The 14,296-nt window shown below is 61.4% G+C and carries 12 protein-coding genes; 1 reads left to right on the forward strand and 11 read right to left on the reverse strand.

Going from position 1 to position 14,296, the window contains the following annotated elements:
• Positions 1 to 34: 34 nt before the first annotated feature.
• Positions 35 to 766: a hypothetical protein gene (locus tag ACIY1O_RS13650; RefSeq protein WP_397475644.1), complete on the reverse strand. Its 732-nt coding sequence runs from the start codon at positions 764 to 766 to the stop codon at positions 35 to 37.
• Between the two features lie 137 nt (positions 767 to 903).
• Here ACIY1O_RS13650 and fghA point away from each other — a divergent pair, with 137 nt between their 5' ends.
• On the forward strand, positions 904 to 1,764 hold the full coding sequence (gene fghA, locus ACIY1O_RS13655) for an S-formylglutathione hydrolase (RefSeq protein ID WP_397475645.1): 861 nt from the start codon (positions 904 to 906) through the stop codon (positions 1,762 to 1,764).
• Between the two features lie 6 nt (positions 1,765 to 1,770).
• Here the strand turns inward: fghA and ACIY1O_RS13660 are convergent, their stop codons facing one another.
• From ACIY1O_RS13660 to ACIY1O_RS13705, 10 genes are all read right to left on the reverse strand, one after another.
• Positions 1,771 to 2,967, reverse strand: a complete 1,197-nt coding sequence (locus tag ACIY1O_RS13660) for an MFS transporter (protein WP_397475646.1) — start codon at positions 2,965 to 2,967, stop codon at positions 1,771 to 1,773.
• 22 nt (positions 2,968 to 2,989) lie between these two features.
• Entirely contained in the window at positions 2,990 to 3,718 is a 729-nt protein-coding gene (locus ACIY1O_RS13665; protein ID WP_397475647.1) for an SDR family NAD(P)-dependent oxidoreductase, read from the reverse strand.
• Positions 3,715 to 4,530 (reverse strand): cyclase family protein, encoded by an 816-nt coding sequence (locus tag ACIY1O_RS13670; RefSeq protein WP_397475648.1) that lies wholly within the window; start codon positions 4,528 to 4,530, stop codon positions 3,715 to 3,717. Before ACIY1O_RS13670 ends, ACIY1O_RS13665 begins: the two co-directional genes overlap by 4 nt.
• A 34-nt stretch (positions 4,531 to 4,564) precedes the next feature.
• The gene (locus tag ACIY1O_RS13675; protein WP_397475649.1) at positions 4,565 to 5,806 is read right to left on the reverse strand and encodes an SDR family NAD(P)-dependent oxidoreductase; all 1,242 of its coding nucleotides are present in this window, start codon (positions 5,804 to 5,806) and stop codon (positions 4,565 to 4,567) included.
• The gene (locus ACIY1O_RS13680; RefSeq protein ID WP_397475650.1) at positions 5,803 to 6,978 is read right to left on the reverse strand and encodes a thiolase family protein; all 1,176 of its coding nucleotides are present in this window, start codon (positions 6,976 to 6,978) and stop codon (positions 5,803 to 5,805) included. Before ACIY1O_RS13680 ends, ACIY1O_RS13675 begins: the two co-directional genes overlap by 4 nt.
• The gene (locus ACIY1O_RS13685) at positions 6,975 to 8,603 is read right to left on the reverse strand and encodes an AMP-binding protein (protein ID WP_397475651.1); all 1,629 of its coding nucleotides are present in this window, start codon (positions 8,601 to 8,603) and stop codon (positions 6,975 to 6,977) included. The genes ACIY1O_RS13680 and ACIY1O_RS13685 overlap by 4 nt, the downstream gene beginning before the upstream one ends.
• A 14-nt stretch (positions 8,604 to 8,617) precedes the next feature.
• Complete coding sequence (locus ACIY1O_RS13690; protein WP_397475652.1) at positions 8,618 to 9,112, reverse strand: aromatic-ring-hydroxylating dioxygenase subunit beta; 495 nt, start codon at positions 9,110 to 9,112, stop codon at positions 8,618 to 8,620.
• The gene (locus tag ACIY1O_RS13695; RefSeq protein ID WP_397475653.1) at positions 9,109 to 10,437 is read right to left on the reverse strand and encodes an aromatic ring-hydroxylating dioxygenase subunit alpha; all 1,329 of its coding nucleotides are present in this window, start codon (positions 10,435 to 10,437) and stop codon (positions 9,109 to 9,111) included. The genes ACIY1O_RS13690 and ACIY1O_RS13695 overlap by 4 nt, the downstream gene beginning before the upstream one ends.
• Positions 10,438 to 10,489: 52 nt before the next feature.
• Positions 10,490 to 12,040, reverse strand: coding sequence for an indolepyruvate oxidoreductase subunit beta family protein (locus tag ACIY1O_RS13700; RefSeq protein WP_397475654.1), 1,551 nt, complete (start codon positions 12,038 to 12,040; stop codon positions 10,490 to 10,492).
• Positions 12,041 to 12,050: 10 nt separating this feature from the next.
• On the reverse strand, positions 12,051 to 14,296 hold a 2,246-nt coding region (locus ACIY1O_RS13705), incomplete at its 5' end, for a thiamine pyrophosphate-dependent enzyme (protein ID WP_397475655.1).

Here is a 14,296-nt window from a genome sequence, read left to right on the forward strand (position 1 = left end):
TTGTGCCAAAATGGTCGTTGGCGTTGCGCGGCGATCAATCCGACGGTTCTTGTTGTGGTGCGTCAAGTTTGATTGGTCTTGCCGATTTTGCAGGGCGGCCGCGCTTGGCGGGTGCAAGCCGACGGCTCGACATATGGTTAATTCGGGCCAGGAACTCTTCATCGCCCAGGGCCCATTGTCCAAAGAGCGCTCTTTCGAGCTCTTGTGCTTGGGCTGCGCTGGGCCCCTGTTCAAGCAGGCGGCGATAGCGAGCCTGCCGTTCAAAGGGCGTGTTGCCCAAGCGCCAGTAGTCAGGATGTTCGGTTGTCCATCGCAAGGCTGCCTGTCCTTGGCCGGTGTGTTGCGCCGCAGACGACCAAGGCCAACGGCTCGGCTCATCGACGTATTCAAGTTGGACGGGCAGGTGTTCCAACCAGATCAGGCCCTTGAGCACCCAGGCGTCGGGTTGCAGCAGCGCGCTGCGATATCGCTCGGCGAAGGCGCGGCCCCTTTGAATGCGTGTGGCATAGCGCCGCCCGACTGCCTGTACCAGTCGGGCCGTGCCGGTTTTGGCGGGCGGAGTACAAAGCAGGACGAGCCGGTCATTGAGCAAGACCCAGCCATGCACCGGTACTTTTTCTTCGCTTGCGGCATCGCGCAGCCAGTCAGCCAGTAAATTGAGCTTTCCCGACGGCGCCGGCTCTAGCGGTGACCCCAAGCTGCGATTGAAGCGCACTTGGATCAATTGCGGTGTATTGGGTGCGTAAAGGCGCGCAAGTCGGGCCATTGGGCGTAAGTGTTGTTGGTTAAGCTCGTTGTGAAACGGCTATATTGCATAATAGCGTTTGGATCAGGAGCCGTGCGTTTGTGTAGTGTCTACTACATAAATGTGTGTTCCGACAATTGCATTTTAGGAGGGTTTTGATGACCATTGCATTGGAATTGCTTAGCGAGCATCGCTGTTTCGAGGGCGTGCAGCGCTTTTACAAACATGATTCCAGCGCCATCGGGCTGCCGATGCGCTTTTCGGTTTATATACCGCCCGCATCCGCGGCGGACCCGGCTAAAAAAGCCCCTGTGTTGTTCTACCTGGCGGGGCTCACCTGCACGGAAGAAACTTTTATGATCAAAGGCGCCGCCCAGCAATGGGCGGCGCGCCACGGCATTATGCTCGTCGCGCCCGACACCAGTCCGCGCGGCGCTAATGTGCCGGGCGAGGACGATGGGTGGGATTTCGGCACGGGAGCCGGGTTTTATCTCGACGCGACGCAAGAGCCGTGGAGCACGCGTTACCGCATGGAAAGCTATGTTACTGACGAGTTGTTCCGCATAGTCACCACCGAGTTGCCGGGCGACGCGGCCCGTGCGGGTATTTTCGGCCACTCGATGGGCGGCCACGGCGCCCTGGTGCTGGCGCAGCGCCACCGCGAAAAATTCCGCTCTGTCTCGGCGTTTGCGCCCATCGCTTCGCCCACGAAATGCCCATGGGGCCACAAGGCTTTCGGGGGCTATCTGGGCGACGATAAAAGCCAATGGGCGCAGTACGATGCTTCTTTGCTGATGGAAAAATCGCAGACGCCGTTCCCGGACGGCATTCTGGTCGACCAGGGTCTGGCGGACAACTTCCTGGCCGAGCAACTGTATCCCGAAGCGTTCGAGGTGGCTTGCAAGCAGGCGGGCCAGCCGCTTACATTGCGTCGCCACGAAGGCTACGACCATGGTTATTACTTCATCTCCACCTTCATGAAAGACCACATCGATTTTCATGCGGAACGCTTGAAGTAAATGGGTCTAGCCCCGGGCGCTGCGCAGCCGCAACAGCGAGGCGGCCGCCAGGCCCAGGGGCAGCAATAAAATCATATGCAAGGTCTTCCAGCCTAGTTCTTGCAGTAGCGGTGCGGCGGCGATCGAGCCCAGGGTGGCCAATGTGAACATGGCCAAATCGTTGACCCCCTGAGCTTTGCCACGCTCGGCCGGCTGATGCGCGGTCGACAGCAGCACCGCGCTGCCGACGAACAGAAAATTCCAACCCACGCCAAAGGCGATGCGAGAGGCCGCATATACAGGCAGGGTCGAGCTGATCGAGCCCAGGAGCATGGACAAGGCCAAAAACGCCACGCCCGTCCAAAGAATGGGCATCAGCCCGATCCGGTTGATCAGCACCCCGGTAAAGAATGCGGGAACGAACATCGACAGCACCTGGCTTTGAACGACCAGCGTGATGTCGTTCAGGCCGAAGCCTTGTTGCTGCATGCCCAGGGGCGTCACCGTCATGTACAGCACCATCAGCGAAAAGCTGACCATGCTGGCAAGAACGGCTGGAATGAAGCCGGGATGGCGGGCTATGGTGAACAGTGGACGCGTCTTGTGTGGGTCCGGGCCTTGCGCATCGCGGGCGGGAACCTTTAGCCTTAGCAGCAAGGTGGAGGCCAGCACGGACACAAGCAGAGTCACTAGAAATGGTTCGCCCAATGGCACTGAGGGTATCAGCCCAAGGGACGAGCGTGCATTGATGGGCCCCAGCACGGCGGCCACCACGCCTCCGGTCATCACAAACGAGATGGCGCGGCTGCGAAACTCCGCCCGCGTGACGTCGGCGGCGGCGAAACGGTAGTACATCGCAAAGCTTTGGTAGATGCCTATCAGAAACATGCCGACGCAAAACACCGCAAATGAATCGCTCCCCACGCCGGCCAGTATCAGGGCGCTGCCAAGCACCCCTCCTATCGAAGCACCAAGAATGAAACCGGCGCGCCGGCCAATGCGCTTCATCAGCAGCGAGGCCGGCAAGGTCGTCAACACCGTTGACAGCATCATCAAGGCGATGGGCAGGGTGGCCAGTTCGGGCGTGTTGCTAAGGCGAAGGCCGATGACGCTGCCCAGCGTCATGACCGTGATGGTTGTGATGGTGAACAGGCTCTGGCTGCTGGCCAGAATCAGGACGTTGCCGATTTCGGCTCGCGTGGGTTGCGGGGGCTTCGCTGGCACGGGGTTTTGAAAGACCGCTGGCCTAGATGGTGACCGAGCTGACGCTGGCCCCGCCGCACACGTAAAGCGTCTGGCCCGTTACGAAGCTGTTGGCAGGATCGCAGAAGAACATGACCGCACGGGCGACATCGTCCGACCTGCCCAGGCGCTGCACCGGTATGCCCTTGGCGATATTGGTCTCGCGTTCGCTGCCCGCGGGCACCACATCGTAGAACATGTCGGTTTGAATGGGCCCGGGCGCCACGACGTTGACGGTAATGCCTGAAGCCGCCAGCTCGAGCGACCATGTACGCGCCATGCCGACCATGCCCGCCTTGGTGGCCGAGTAGGCGGTGCGCGTGGGCAGCCCCAGCGCTCCGCGCGAAGACATCAACACGATGCGGCCGAAGTTTTCTTGTCGCATGCGCGGCAGGCAGGCCTGGGCGATCTGTATGGCTGACCCAAGGTGAATTTGGGTCAGGCCTTGAAGCTCGTCGAGCTTTACGTCGGGCAGCAGGTTGGGCCAGATCACGCCGGCGTTGTGTACGAAGTGCGTTACCGCGAAGCGCTGGGCCACTTCGTCCGCCGCTTGTTGCGTAGCCTTGGCGTCAAGCAGATCAACCTGCACGTTGTGCAGGCGCTCATGCGTGAACTCCGCCGCTCGGCGGGCCATGGAAACGACTTCATAACCGGCGTCCAGCATCTGGCGCGCGATCTCGGCGCCGATGCCGGCGCTGCCGCCGGTGACGATGGCAATATTGGAAGTGGTCAAGGCGTGTCTCCGGAGTTAGGGGTGTACGCCGCGGTAGGCGTCAGGGCCAGTACGCGCAAGGGGCTGCCCGAGCCGCTGCGGATTTTCAGCGGGGCTGAAAATATCACCGCGCCCTTGGGCGGCAGCTGATCCAGGTTGGCCATGCACTGCAAGCCGTAGCGGTTGTTTCCGTGCATGTAGTAGTGGCATGGATAGGGCGGGTCAAGATGCTGTGCCTGGCCTGCGTCCGTGCCCACCGACTCGGTGCCGAAGCCGTGCACATCGCGTTCTTTGATCATCCAGGGCACCACGTCGCCGTCGGGGCCCGGAGAATGCGCGCCTTCGTCGTCCATGTTCAGGTAATCGCCAGGCTTGTCGCGCTTGGACCAGTCGGTGCGCATGAATACCCATGACCGGGGCGGAATGCGGCCGTGGACGGCCTCCCATTGCTCGACGAAATCGATGGTAAGCAGAAAGTCGGGATTGTCGCGTGATTCCCTAGAGCAATCGATGACGCAGGCCTCGGCGATGAAGGCCTCGATGGGAATCGTGTCCACGGTGTTGTTGGGCTGGTCTTTGCCACTGACCCAATGCACCGGCGCGTCAAAGTGCGTGCCCGTGTGCTCGGAACACGAGAAGTTATTCCAGTACCAGGCGGGGCCGCGCTCGTCGTAGCGCGAGATTTCCTCGATGCGGAATGGCCAGGCCTGGCCGAACTCGGGCGGCAGGACGATGGTGGGGAACTCTGGCGTCAGGGTTTCGGTCAGGTCGACGATGCGTATCTTTCCCGCCAGCAACTCGGACATGAACTGGCCCAATATGGAGGTCGTCATGGTGATTCCTTGTGGTTCAGGTGATAGGGTGGCATCAGCCGCCCAGCTCAATCTCGAGTACCTTGGGGTTGTCAAGCAGGCGGGCGCGGAACTCTTGCGCCACGTCGCCCACGTAGCTGTCCTCCACGCCGTCCTTAAGCGCTTTGACGATGGCCCGGGCCAGCGCGGTGGGCGCCACGCGCGGGGGCGGCGTAAGCTGCTCCCATTCGTAGTCGATCGGCCCGCTGAAGACGTTGACCACCCGGATGCCCGATGGGCGGAACTCGTTGCGCAGGCACTGGCCCATGGACAGCGCCGCCGCCTGCGAGGCCGACCAGATGCCGTGCGAGGGCAGACTTGCGTGTGCATAGATGGACAGGATGTTGACCCATGCCACGGCGCTGTTGACGCCGTCGGCTGCGCGCCCCGCCATACCCGGCCCGAAGTGCTGGGCCAGCCGCATCAGGCCGACGCAATTCACGTTCAGCGAATCTTGCAGCCTGGTCAGGTCGCGGTTGTACAGCAGGCCGCCCTCGCGCTGGTGGCCCGCCGTGTTGACCAGTATTTCCACCTTGCCGCCGATGGATCTGGATACGCGTTCGACCGAGTCGGTGTCGGTGACGTCGAGCGCCTGCGCCTGGACGCGGGGGTCGGCGCACAAGGCCTCGAAACGGGCCGACTTGCGCCACGTGGCCGGATCGCCAACGAACACCATGGTTGCGCCGGCGTCGAGCAGGGCCTGGGTTACGGCCATGCCGATATCCGATTTGCCGTCGGTGACCAGGGCGCGCCGGAACTTGGGGTCGCAGGAGCTTTCGCGCAAGGTTTTGTCGTCTTCCATGTGGGGCGTGGCCTTTACGGGAAGCGCGATCATGACGGCTTGGCCGCTGCGATCGAGCTTGAGACTGAGTTTGACAGGTTCGCCTTCAACGCAATCGCCATGCACATGGGCGACCACGCTTGGGCCGGAGTCGAGCTGTACAGTGCCTACCCGCCAGGGCAGCCGTTCCCGGAAATACAGATCTGTACTGTGATGAAGCGTGGTGGCGGCAAGCAATCGTCCGGACGGGTTCACGGGCTGCCAGCGAAGTTGCTCGGAAAGGCAGTTGTGGCATACCTCTCGTGGGGGATACTGCACGGCCGAGCACGCCTGGCATACCTGCAGATCGAAACGGCCTTCCGCGGCAGCGGCGGCCAGGCCTTTTGCGCGGCGGCTACGGCTGGCCGGCGGTACCGTCGGTTGCCGCGTGCGCGCCATAGGGTCTTTCTTGGAAGGCCGTGGTAGCGGTTCTGTCATGTGTCGCTCCGGGCGAGCAAGGCCGCAGCCGTACACAGGCCACGGTCGTAGTTGATCATGCCGAAGCCGCTGACCAGGCCGATGCGTGCATCGGCAACCTGGCGCGAACCGGCACAGCCGGTGAGTTGCTGCAGGGTCTCGACCATGCCCAGGTAGCCTCCGGCCGCTCCGGCCTGGCCCACCGAAAGCTGGCCGCCGTTGGTATTGAACGGAAAGCTGCCATCGAAGGTGAAGCTGTGCTTGCGCACGAACTCCGGCCCCTGGCCTTTTTCGCAGAAACCAAGGTCTTCGATCTGCATCATGTTGATGACGGGGTAGTCGTCGTAAGCCTGCATCAGGTCGACGTCTTCGGGGCCGATACCGGCCAGCGAATAGAATTCTTCGCGGTCCATGGTCCATCCGCCGCGCATTTGTATGGGGTCTTCCGTCCAGGCGTTATGGCGTTCGATAGTGGACAGTATTCGTACGAAAGGAAGATCGAGCGCGCGGGCCCGCTCTTCGCTCATGACCAAAAAACCGTCGGCCCCGGCGCAGGGCATGACGCAATCGAAAAGATGGATGGGGTCGGCGATGACCCGTGAATCGAGATACTGCTCGAGTGTCAGCGGCCTTTTCATAAGCGCGTTGGCATTGTGCAGGGCGTTGCTGCGCTGCGCCACGCACAGCTTGCCGAAGTCTTCGCGCGTGGCGCCGCTTTCGCGCATGTAGTTGCGCGTCAGCAAGGCGAAGCTGGCGTTGGGCCCGCCCGCACCGTAGGGATAGACGGCGTCTTGCGCAAAGCGTGAAAACTGGCTGACTGTAGTCCGAAAGGAATCGACGTGGTTGGTGTCGCCGGCAATGCAGGCCACGATGCTTGCATCACCGCTTTGCACCGCGCGCGCGGCGCGGCGCAGGCCAATGACGCCGCTGGCCCCGCCCATGGGAATGTGGTCGAGCCACCTTGGAGACATTCCCAGATGCTGTGTCAGGCCCACAGCCGTGTCAGGCGCCAGCGTAAAACTCGACACACACATGCCGTCGACTTGGTTCTTGGCGACGCCGGCGCTTTTTATCAGTTCGCCCAGCGCTCGCCCCAGCCACCAATGAGCACTGTCGATGGAATACCGTGCGTAGGGAACCGTGATTGGTACGGTGGCCACCACGCCGTCATAGCCCATCCGGCCTGCGCTCATGGTGTTTCCTGCCGTTTTTTCATGTCGCGGGTATCAATGCAATGTGTTGTGCCCGGCAGCGTGGGGGCGAGGTTTTTCAGCTCGCCTCGCTGAATCTTGTTGGTGGGCGTTAACGGCAGGGCATCGACGAAAGCCACGTAGCCCGGGACCTTATAGTAAGAAAGCTGAGTCAGGCTCCAGGAGACGATTTCTTGTGCGAGACGAGGCATGTCGGCATCGGCGGGCTTGGGTTCGCAAACCAGGCAGGCCAGCACCTCGTCTCCGCGTATTGGGTCGGGCACGGCAGCCACCGCAGCCGCCTTGATGGCCGGGTGCTGCAACAGGATGCTTTCCACCTCGACCGCTGCGATGTTCTCGCCGCTGCGCCTGATCACGTTTTTTTTACGATCTACGAAATGCAGATAGCCTTGCTGGTTTCGGCGGACGATATCGCCCGTATGGAACCAGCCGTTTTTCCATGCTTCGTCGGTGGCCTGCGGGTCTTTCAGGTAGCCGGCAAAGAAGCCAAAGCGGGGATTGTCTCCGGCATGGCGAACCAGCAGTTCGCCGTCTTGGTCGGGGCCCACAGGCCGGCCGGCATCGTCTACGAGGAGAACCTCGACCTCATCCTGTTCCTTGCCGAAACAGCTGCTGCCGATGAAGCGCGGCTCGTGATTGGCGATGACGACCGCGCCGGAGCCGGTTTCAGTCATGGCCCAGGCTTCCAGCAACGGAAAGCCGAAGCGCTCTTCGAAGGGCGCATGCAGGCTGCGATCGATGCCGGCGCCGAAGCCGAACCTTACCTGGTGGCGGGTGTCTTCGGGGCTGGGGTCGGCCTTCATGAGAATGGCCGGCATGACGCCCAGATAGTGCACCACGGTGGCGCCGGATTCACGCACGTTGTCCCACCAGCTACGCGGATGGAAGCGATCTAGGGGAATGAGGCAGCCGCCGGTAACCACCATGGCCATGGTCGAGCAGGCCATGGCATTCATGTGCACCAGGGGCAAAGGGGTGAGCATGCGCTCTTTGCCCGGCCGCAGGGTTGCCAGGCCGCCGACGTTTGCATACCAGTTGCCGCAATGCAGGTAATACTCATTGGGCAATATGCAGCCCTTGGGGCGGCCCGTTGTGCCAGAGGTATACAGCAAGCCGCATTCGGTGTGGCTGTCGGGCTGCCGGCCGGCATGAGGCGGTGCAAAGGAAGGCGCGGGCGGGGTGCTGCCGTGGGCGATTATTGCAAGCGGCCGGTCGGCGGCTTGCGCGGCTGCGCGCAACGCATCGTGATGGGTGCTTAAAGCCACCGCCAGCACTATCTCGGAATGGCCGATCAGGTATTCAAGCTCGGCCGCGCGCAAGTCGGCGTTGATCGGCACCACCGACACGCCCAGGGCATTGAGCGCAAACCAATGCAAGAAAAACGATGGGCGGTTATCCAGCAACAGGCCGACCCGATGCCCGTGGCCGTAGCCGGCATTTTCGTAGGCGGCCTTGAGGGAGTCAATGGCGGACAGCGCACCCTGGTAGCTGAGCTCTCCTGATGCGATGCCATAGATTTTGGCGGTTTCAGGAAGGACTTGTACAAAGGGGTTGTCCGGCCATTTTTTTGTGGTTTCAACAAATGCCTGGTATACGGTCGATGACAAGATTCGGCCCCTGGTTACATGAGAAGTTGAATGCTGCGCATGGCAGCGTCGCAGTTGACCAGATCGACGCGCTTTTGCTTGATGCGAAGGCTGTTTTCAGCAGCCAGCAATTCGAAAGTGGCCCACCCGGCGAACAGCACCTGTTGGTCAAGCCGGCTCTCGACATAATGGAAGGCCACCCGCACAACGTACTGCCCTTTATCGGGGGCGTGCCATTCGTGTGAGGTTTCAATCTCGGGCCGTGCCAGCAGGTGATGGCTGCGGCTGCGGGGCTGTTGCGAGAATGTGCGCTGGCCTGCCAAACGTTCTACGCGCACCCGCAACAGTAATTTGTCTTCGTACAGCAAAGAGCTGTGCAGGCGCGGGTCGGTCTGGTCATGCGCCAGCGGCATCCAGTAATGGCCGTCTTCGGTGAACAGTTCGAGCCAATCTTCGAAGCGCTGCTCGTCAAGCATGCGCGCCTCGGCATAGACGAAATCGATAAGCTGCTGATCGGTGATGGCGCTCATGCCGTCTCCTTTTGTTTCATGTCGGCGGTCATGTAGCGGGCCCAGGCGCGATACTGGTTTCGCATCTGCCACTCGTTGGTGCCGTTGGTAACCTCGTTCTTGCGGTCGATTTCAGTGGGATCATAAAGGCGTGCCACATTGACCCACTCGCGACCGCGCGAGTGCAAGCCGTGTTGGGCGCGCTCGTATACCTCGTGGTCGTCGTGGCCCACCATGGAGGTGGGCGCATTGATAAGGCGGTTGTACATCAGCGTACGCTCAAGCAGTTTATCGGGCGCGCCCACCAGGCGGAAGGTCCAGGATTCGACCAGGGTCTTGTTGGCGGCCAGCGGCTTGAAGATGCGCAGGGTCTGGATGGGGCCCTTGACCATGATGTTGGGAAAATAGGTGGTGTTGTGCCGCACGTCGCCAAGTATCTGTTTGGCTCGTTCTTCGCCGTAGGCCTTGATCATGCTGTCTTCGTAGCCGGGTACATCAGAGTAAGCCGCATGGATCGAGTCGCTGACCCCGGTGTGGCCATGGCCGTTTTCCCAGACGCGGATGCCCATGCCTTCGAAGAACTCATAAGACGAGATGAAAGGCGCGAACTGCTCGACCGCCATCGGCTTGGGTGTGCCTTCCGGGGCTTCGTTCCATACGCGCACCGCCGTTCCGGCTGACGATTCGTGCGCCACCATGGGGTGGCAAGTATCGGTTTGATTGTCGACCAGCATCTTCCAGTTGCAGTCGTGCATGTAGCGCAGCACCCCGCCCGCAACCTCGAGCTTGCCTTCGGGCGAGCGATCGATCATGTTGTCCAGGGTGCTTAGCGATTCGCCGAAGAAATCTTCGAAGCTTTGTCCTTCCGGGTTAAGACGACAGAAAATGAAATCGCGATAGTTGTGTACGCTTTGCACTTCGGCCATTCCGCCTGCGGCCTCTGTCTGTTTGAAGTGGTCGGGGTCGTAGCCGCGCTTCAGGGGCAGGGCAAGCAACGCACCGTCGGTCTTGAAAGACCAGGCGTGATAGGGGCAGCGAAAGAATCTGCCGGTGTTGCCGCAAGGCTCGTTGACCACCATGACGCCCTTGTGCGGACAACGGTTGTGCAGCACGCGCACCGTGTTGTCGTTATGCCTGACCATTACCACTGGCTGGTCGCCCACCGTGGTCGTAAAGAAGTCGCCGGGGTTGGGAACTTGGCTGGCATGGCCAACGTATACCCAGGTGTTGGCGAACAGGTGCTCCATCTCGAGATCGAAAATCTCGTCGTCGATGAACAGGTCGCGGTGAACTTCAGAGGAGCGCACCAGCGCCTGTACGGCTTCGGGGTTGTCGCGATAATTCATGAGTCGCCTCATCAAGAACAAGCCTGCGGCCTCGGGGGCGCGCAGGCCGGGGTTATGCAGCCAGCTTCATGTCTTCGGCCAGCATGGTGTCCAGTTTGCCGCCTTTATCATCCGCCAGGGCGGCTTCGCGCAGATCGCGCAGGCGTTGCGCGGCGTCTGGGCGGCCACGCATGCCCGCAGCCGCCGTGATCAGTCGGCGGTATTTGCTTTCACCGCGCTCGTGCGTGTCGCTGTATCCCTTGACGAGACGGCGGCAATTGACGATCTCGACCGCCAGGTCATAATCGACGGGGGCGGTTTCTTCAATGAGACGCACCCAGGCTTCGAGACTGGCAACCTCAATGCGGTGACGCAGGGTGCTGCGGCGGAAGCGGCGCATGCCGGCCAGGCTATACAGCATGAGAAAGCCCGACAGAGTGCCGCTTTGCAAAAACCTGCCCTTGCGACAGAATCGGCCGAGAAAACCGCTGGCAAGTTTCGAATTCTCGACCCACCTTCCCAGCGGCGCGGGCATCGTGCCGCATAGTTCTTCGACGCGGGGGTGCATGTATTCGGTGGTGTAAAGCAGTTGGTCAGACTTGGCGCCGACTTCGTCTCGCACGCGATCGTAGCGGCTGGCACGGGTTTTCAGGTCGGCCACGCGGATGACGTCGTCGTAGGCCATGGCCACAGCCATATAACGTGCTGCTGCATTGGTCAGTGCCCAGTTCTTGGCATCGCCGCCATGCTGTTCGTCAAGGTTGCGCAAGGCGCGCATGCGATCCAGATACTTGGCGCCATAGGCCGGGTCCTGGAAATCGATGACGCGGCGCAGGCCGGTGACAAGCATGGGTTGGGCCGAGAGGGGGAAATTCCCGCGCAGATCGTCGAGCATCTTGCGGATGCGGGGGTTCGAGGCTGTGTCAGGCACGGCCGGCATTGCTTGCTCGGTGTTGATGCGCGCTGGCGTGGCCGGCGCGTTGGAAGCGGCATCAAAGCCCAGGGCAAACGCTCGCAGGCTTGCATCGACGCCCACGCCGCCGCGCCGAATGGTTTCTTCGTAGTCTTCGCGAGTGAAGGGCAGCCGGCCGCTGCCGGCCACCGCGCCGAACAGGCTGGCGCTGATGACACTGCCCGCCTGGTCGGCCAGGGCTTGCAGGTCGAGACAAATGAAGCGCTTGGCAGCGGCTTCGCCGGCTTCGATGACCTTGTTTGGGTCGGCAATGCCGTTGCCCCGCGCCGACTTTTCACCCACGGCATAGCTGCGGTGCGCGGATGCGATAAGCGTGCTGCGGTCGGGGGTAACCAGACCGCGCTGGATGGCGCGTCCACCCTCCATAAGCTCGGCTGCCACAACCAGGTCAACGTCGCCCGGGGTGGGCATCTGGGCCAATGCGGGCTGACGGCCGGCTGCGTTTACATCGGTCTCGGGAATCATCTCGAGATAGTAGATGGTGGCCCCCGTGCGTTGGGCCACGCCCGGCACCGAGGTGGTTTGCGCCCACCACTTGGCGTGCTCGGCCATGTCGACGAACCAGTCGGCCAGGACGCCGCCGCCCTGGCCGCCCATGGCCAGAATAGCGATCTTGATGGGCGTGCCCGGGTGAAGTTGTGTGCTTGTCATTGCTCGGCTCTTAGAACGAATATTGATTCAGTCGCTTTGTGCGGCGGGATTGCAGCAGTCCGATGACGCGCTTGCGCACCTTGGCCATGAACTGATCCCACTGGGTCGGGTTGTGGATGAGATCGGCCCGGTAAAAAGAGGGGCACAATACGGCCGCGTGCGCGACCTCTCCGCAGTTGCCGCAGCCGACGCAGGTGTTGTCCACATAAGCTATGGGATCTTCCCTGAGCGGGTCGCCGCTATCTTTGACGGTAAGTGAAGGGCAGCCTGAAAGACGTATACAGGCGTGGTCGCCGGTACAGACGTCGGGGTCGACCCCGAAGCGTTCCTTGACTACGCGTTTGCCCTCTTTGACCGCTGTTCTGAACAGCGGCTTTTCGCGCCGCTGCTTGTTCAGCATGCATTCGGATTGCGCGATGATGACCTTGGGGCCTTTCTCGGGGGTGGTCAGGGCTTCTTCGATGGTGGCCTGCACCTTCGAGACACTATATGTGCGCTCTAGCACCCGCACCCAATTGACCCCGACGCCCTTGACCGCATCCACGATGGGGTTGTTGGTGGAACGGCTCTTGTTTTCGGCGCGAGACGAAAGAACGTCTTGCCCGCCCGTGGCGGCGGCGTAGAAGTTGTCGATAATGATGATGACGCCGTCGTACTTGTTGAAGACAGCGTTGCCGATGCCCGAGGACAGGCCGTTATGCCAGAAGCCGCCATCGCCCATGATGGAGATGGAACGCTTTGAGTTCGGCACGTTGAACGCCGCCGCGCTGGATGCGCCCAGCCCGTAACCCATGGTGGTGGCTCCAAGGTTGAACGGTGGCAGGATCGAAAACAGGTGGCAGCCAATGTCGCAAGCGATATGGTGTTCACCGAGTTTTTCCTGAGCCAGCGACAATGCCGCGAAAACCGGGCGCTCGGGGCAGCCGGTACAGAAACCGGCCGGCCTTGGCGGCACCACTTCTGCAAGTTCCACCGCCTGCTTCTGGAAATTGATGGGTTGCACCGTCTGCCGGCGCGCTACCTGGTCGATTTTCATGGGTTGGACGCGCGGCACCACGGCGGGCGCGCCGTTTTGCGCGACGGCATGGCCGTTGGTTTGGCCGTTGGCGGCCGAACCGTTCTTTGCCGAAACCTGGTCCTCTTCCAGGGCCAGGTCGCCGTCCTCTTCGACTTCAGGCATGGTGGCGGTTGCCGTAGCAGTGGCCGTGGCGGTGGCGGAGGAATCCTCAACAGGCTCTTCGGCAACGTCGATAACCGGCAAGGCTTCGGGATGATGCTTTTCGACGAAGGTTTGCAGGCCGTCGCGCAGGACGGCGGTGGTGTACTCGCCGGCAACCGGCAGCATGTCTTTGCCCGACAGCGGGGTGTCGATGCCGGCCTGGCGCAGTATGGTGGCGATGTTCTGTTCAATATAGTTGGGCTGGCCCTCTTCAATCATCAGCACCGCTTTTTTATCGCGGCAGAACTCGGTTACCTCGTCGTCGATCACCGGGTAGGTGACGTTCATGATGTATAGCGGGATGCGGCTGTTGCCGAAGTGGTCGGCCAGGCCCAGTAGCTGCAATGCGCGGATGACGCCGTTGTACAGGCCGCCCTGCAGGATAAGGCCGACGTCGTTCAGGTCGCCGTCGGAGAACTCGTTAAGCTTGTTCTCTTTGATGAATTTGATGGCGGCAGGCCAGCGGTTTTTCACCTTTTCCTGTTCGTGCAGGAAAGACGCCGGCGGCAGCACGATGCGGCTGACGTCGCGCTCGGGATTGTCAAGCGCCTCGCCCAAAGTGAATTGCGGACGCTTGTTTTCTTTCGTGATGAAGCGTCCGTGCACATGACAGCTTCGAATTCGCAATTGCAGGATGACCGGCGTATTGCTGGCTTCAGAGAGCTGGAATCCGTGCTCTACCGCATCAACCATGCTTTCGAGGTTGGGCCTGGGGTCGAGCAGCCAGATTTGCGACTTCATTGCAAAAGCGTGGGTGCGTTCCTGCATGATGGACGAACCTTCGCCATAGTCTTCACCGACAATGACCAGGGCGCCGCCCTTCACGCCGCCGGAAGCCAGGTTGGCCAGGGCGTCTGAGGCAACGTTGGTGCCGACGGTGGACTTCCAGGTAACGGCGCCGCGCACGGGATACATGACCGAGGCGGCCAGGGTGGCCGCCGCGGTGGCCTCGGAAGCGCTGTTCTCAAAGTGCACGCCCAGCTCTTTGAGAATATCTTGTGCATCAGCCAGCACATCCATCAGATGCGAGATAGGTG

This window comes from Pusillimonas sp. (assembly GCF_044464525.1).
Taxonomy (GTDB): domain Bacteria; phylum Pseudomonadota; class Gammaproteobacteria; order Burkholderiales; family Burkholderiaceae_B; genus Pusillimonas.

Excerpts from the sequence above, each read along its gene's own strand:
- ACIY1O_RS13650 (WP_397475644.1), bottom strand. The coding sequence starts at position 766 with ATGGCCCGACTTGCGCGCCTTTACGCACCCAATACACCGCAATTGATC.
- fghA (WP_397475645.1), top strand. The coding sequence starts at position 904 with ATGACCATTGCATTGGAATTGCTTAGCGAGCATCGCTGTTTCGAGGGC.
- ACIY1O_RS13670 (WP_397475648.1), bottom strand. The coding sequence starts at position 4,530 with ATGACGACCTCCATATTGGGCCAGTTCATGTCCGAGTTGCTGGCGGGA.
- ACIY1O_RS13675 (WP_397475649.1), bottom strand. The coding sequence starts at position 5,806 with ATGACAGAACCGCTACCACGGCCTTCCAAGAAAGACCCTATGGCGCGC.
- ACIY1O_RS13680 (WP_397475650.1), bottom strand. The coding sequence starts at position 6,978 with ATGAGCGCAGGCCGGATGGGCTATGACGGCGTGGTGGCCACCGTACCA.
- ACIY1O_RS13690 (WP_397475652.1), bottom strand. The coding sequence starts at position 9,112 with ATGAGCGCCATCACCGATCAGCAGCTTATCGATTTCGTCTATGCCGAG.
- ACIY1O_RS13695 (WP_397475653.1), bottom strand. The coding sequence starts at position 10,437 with ATGAATTATCGCGACAACCCCGAAGCCGTACAGGCGCTGGTGCGCTCC.
- ACIY1O_RS13700 (WP_397475654.1), bottom strand. The coding sequence starts at position 12,040 with ATGACAAGCACACAACTTCACCCGGGCACGCCCATCAAGATCGCTATT.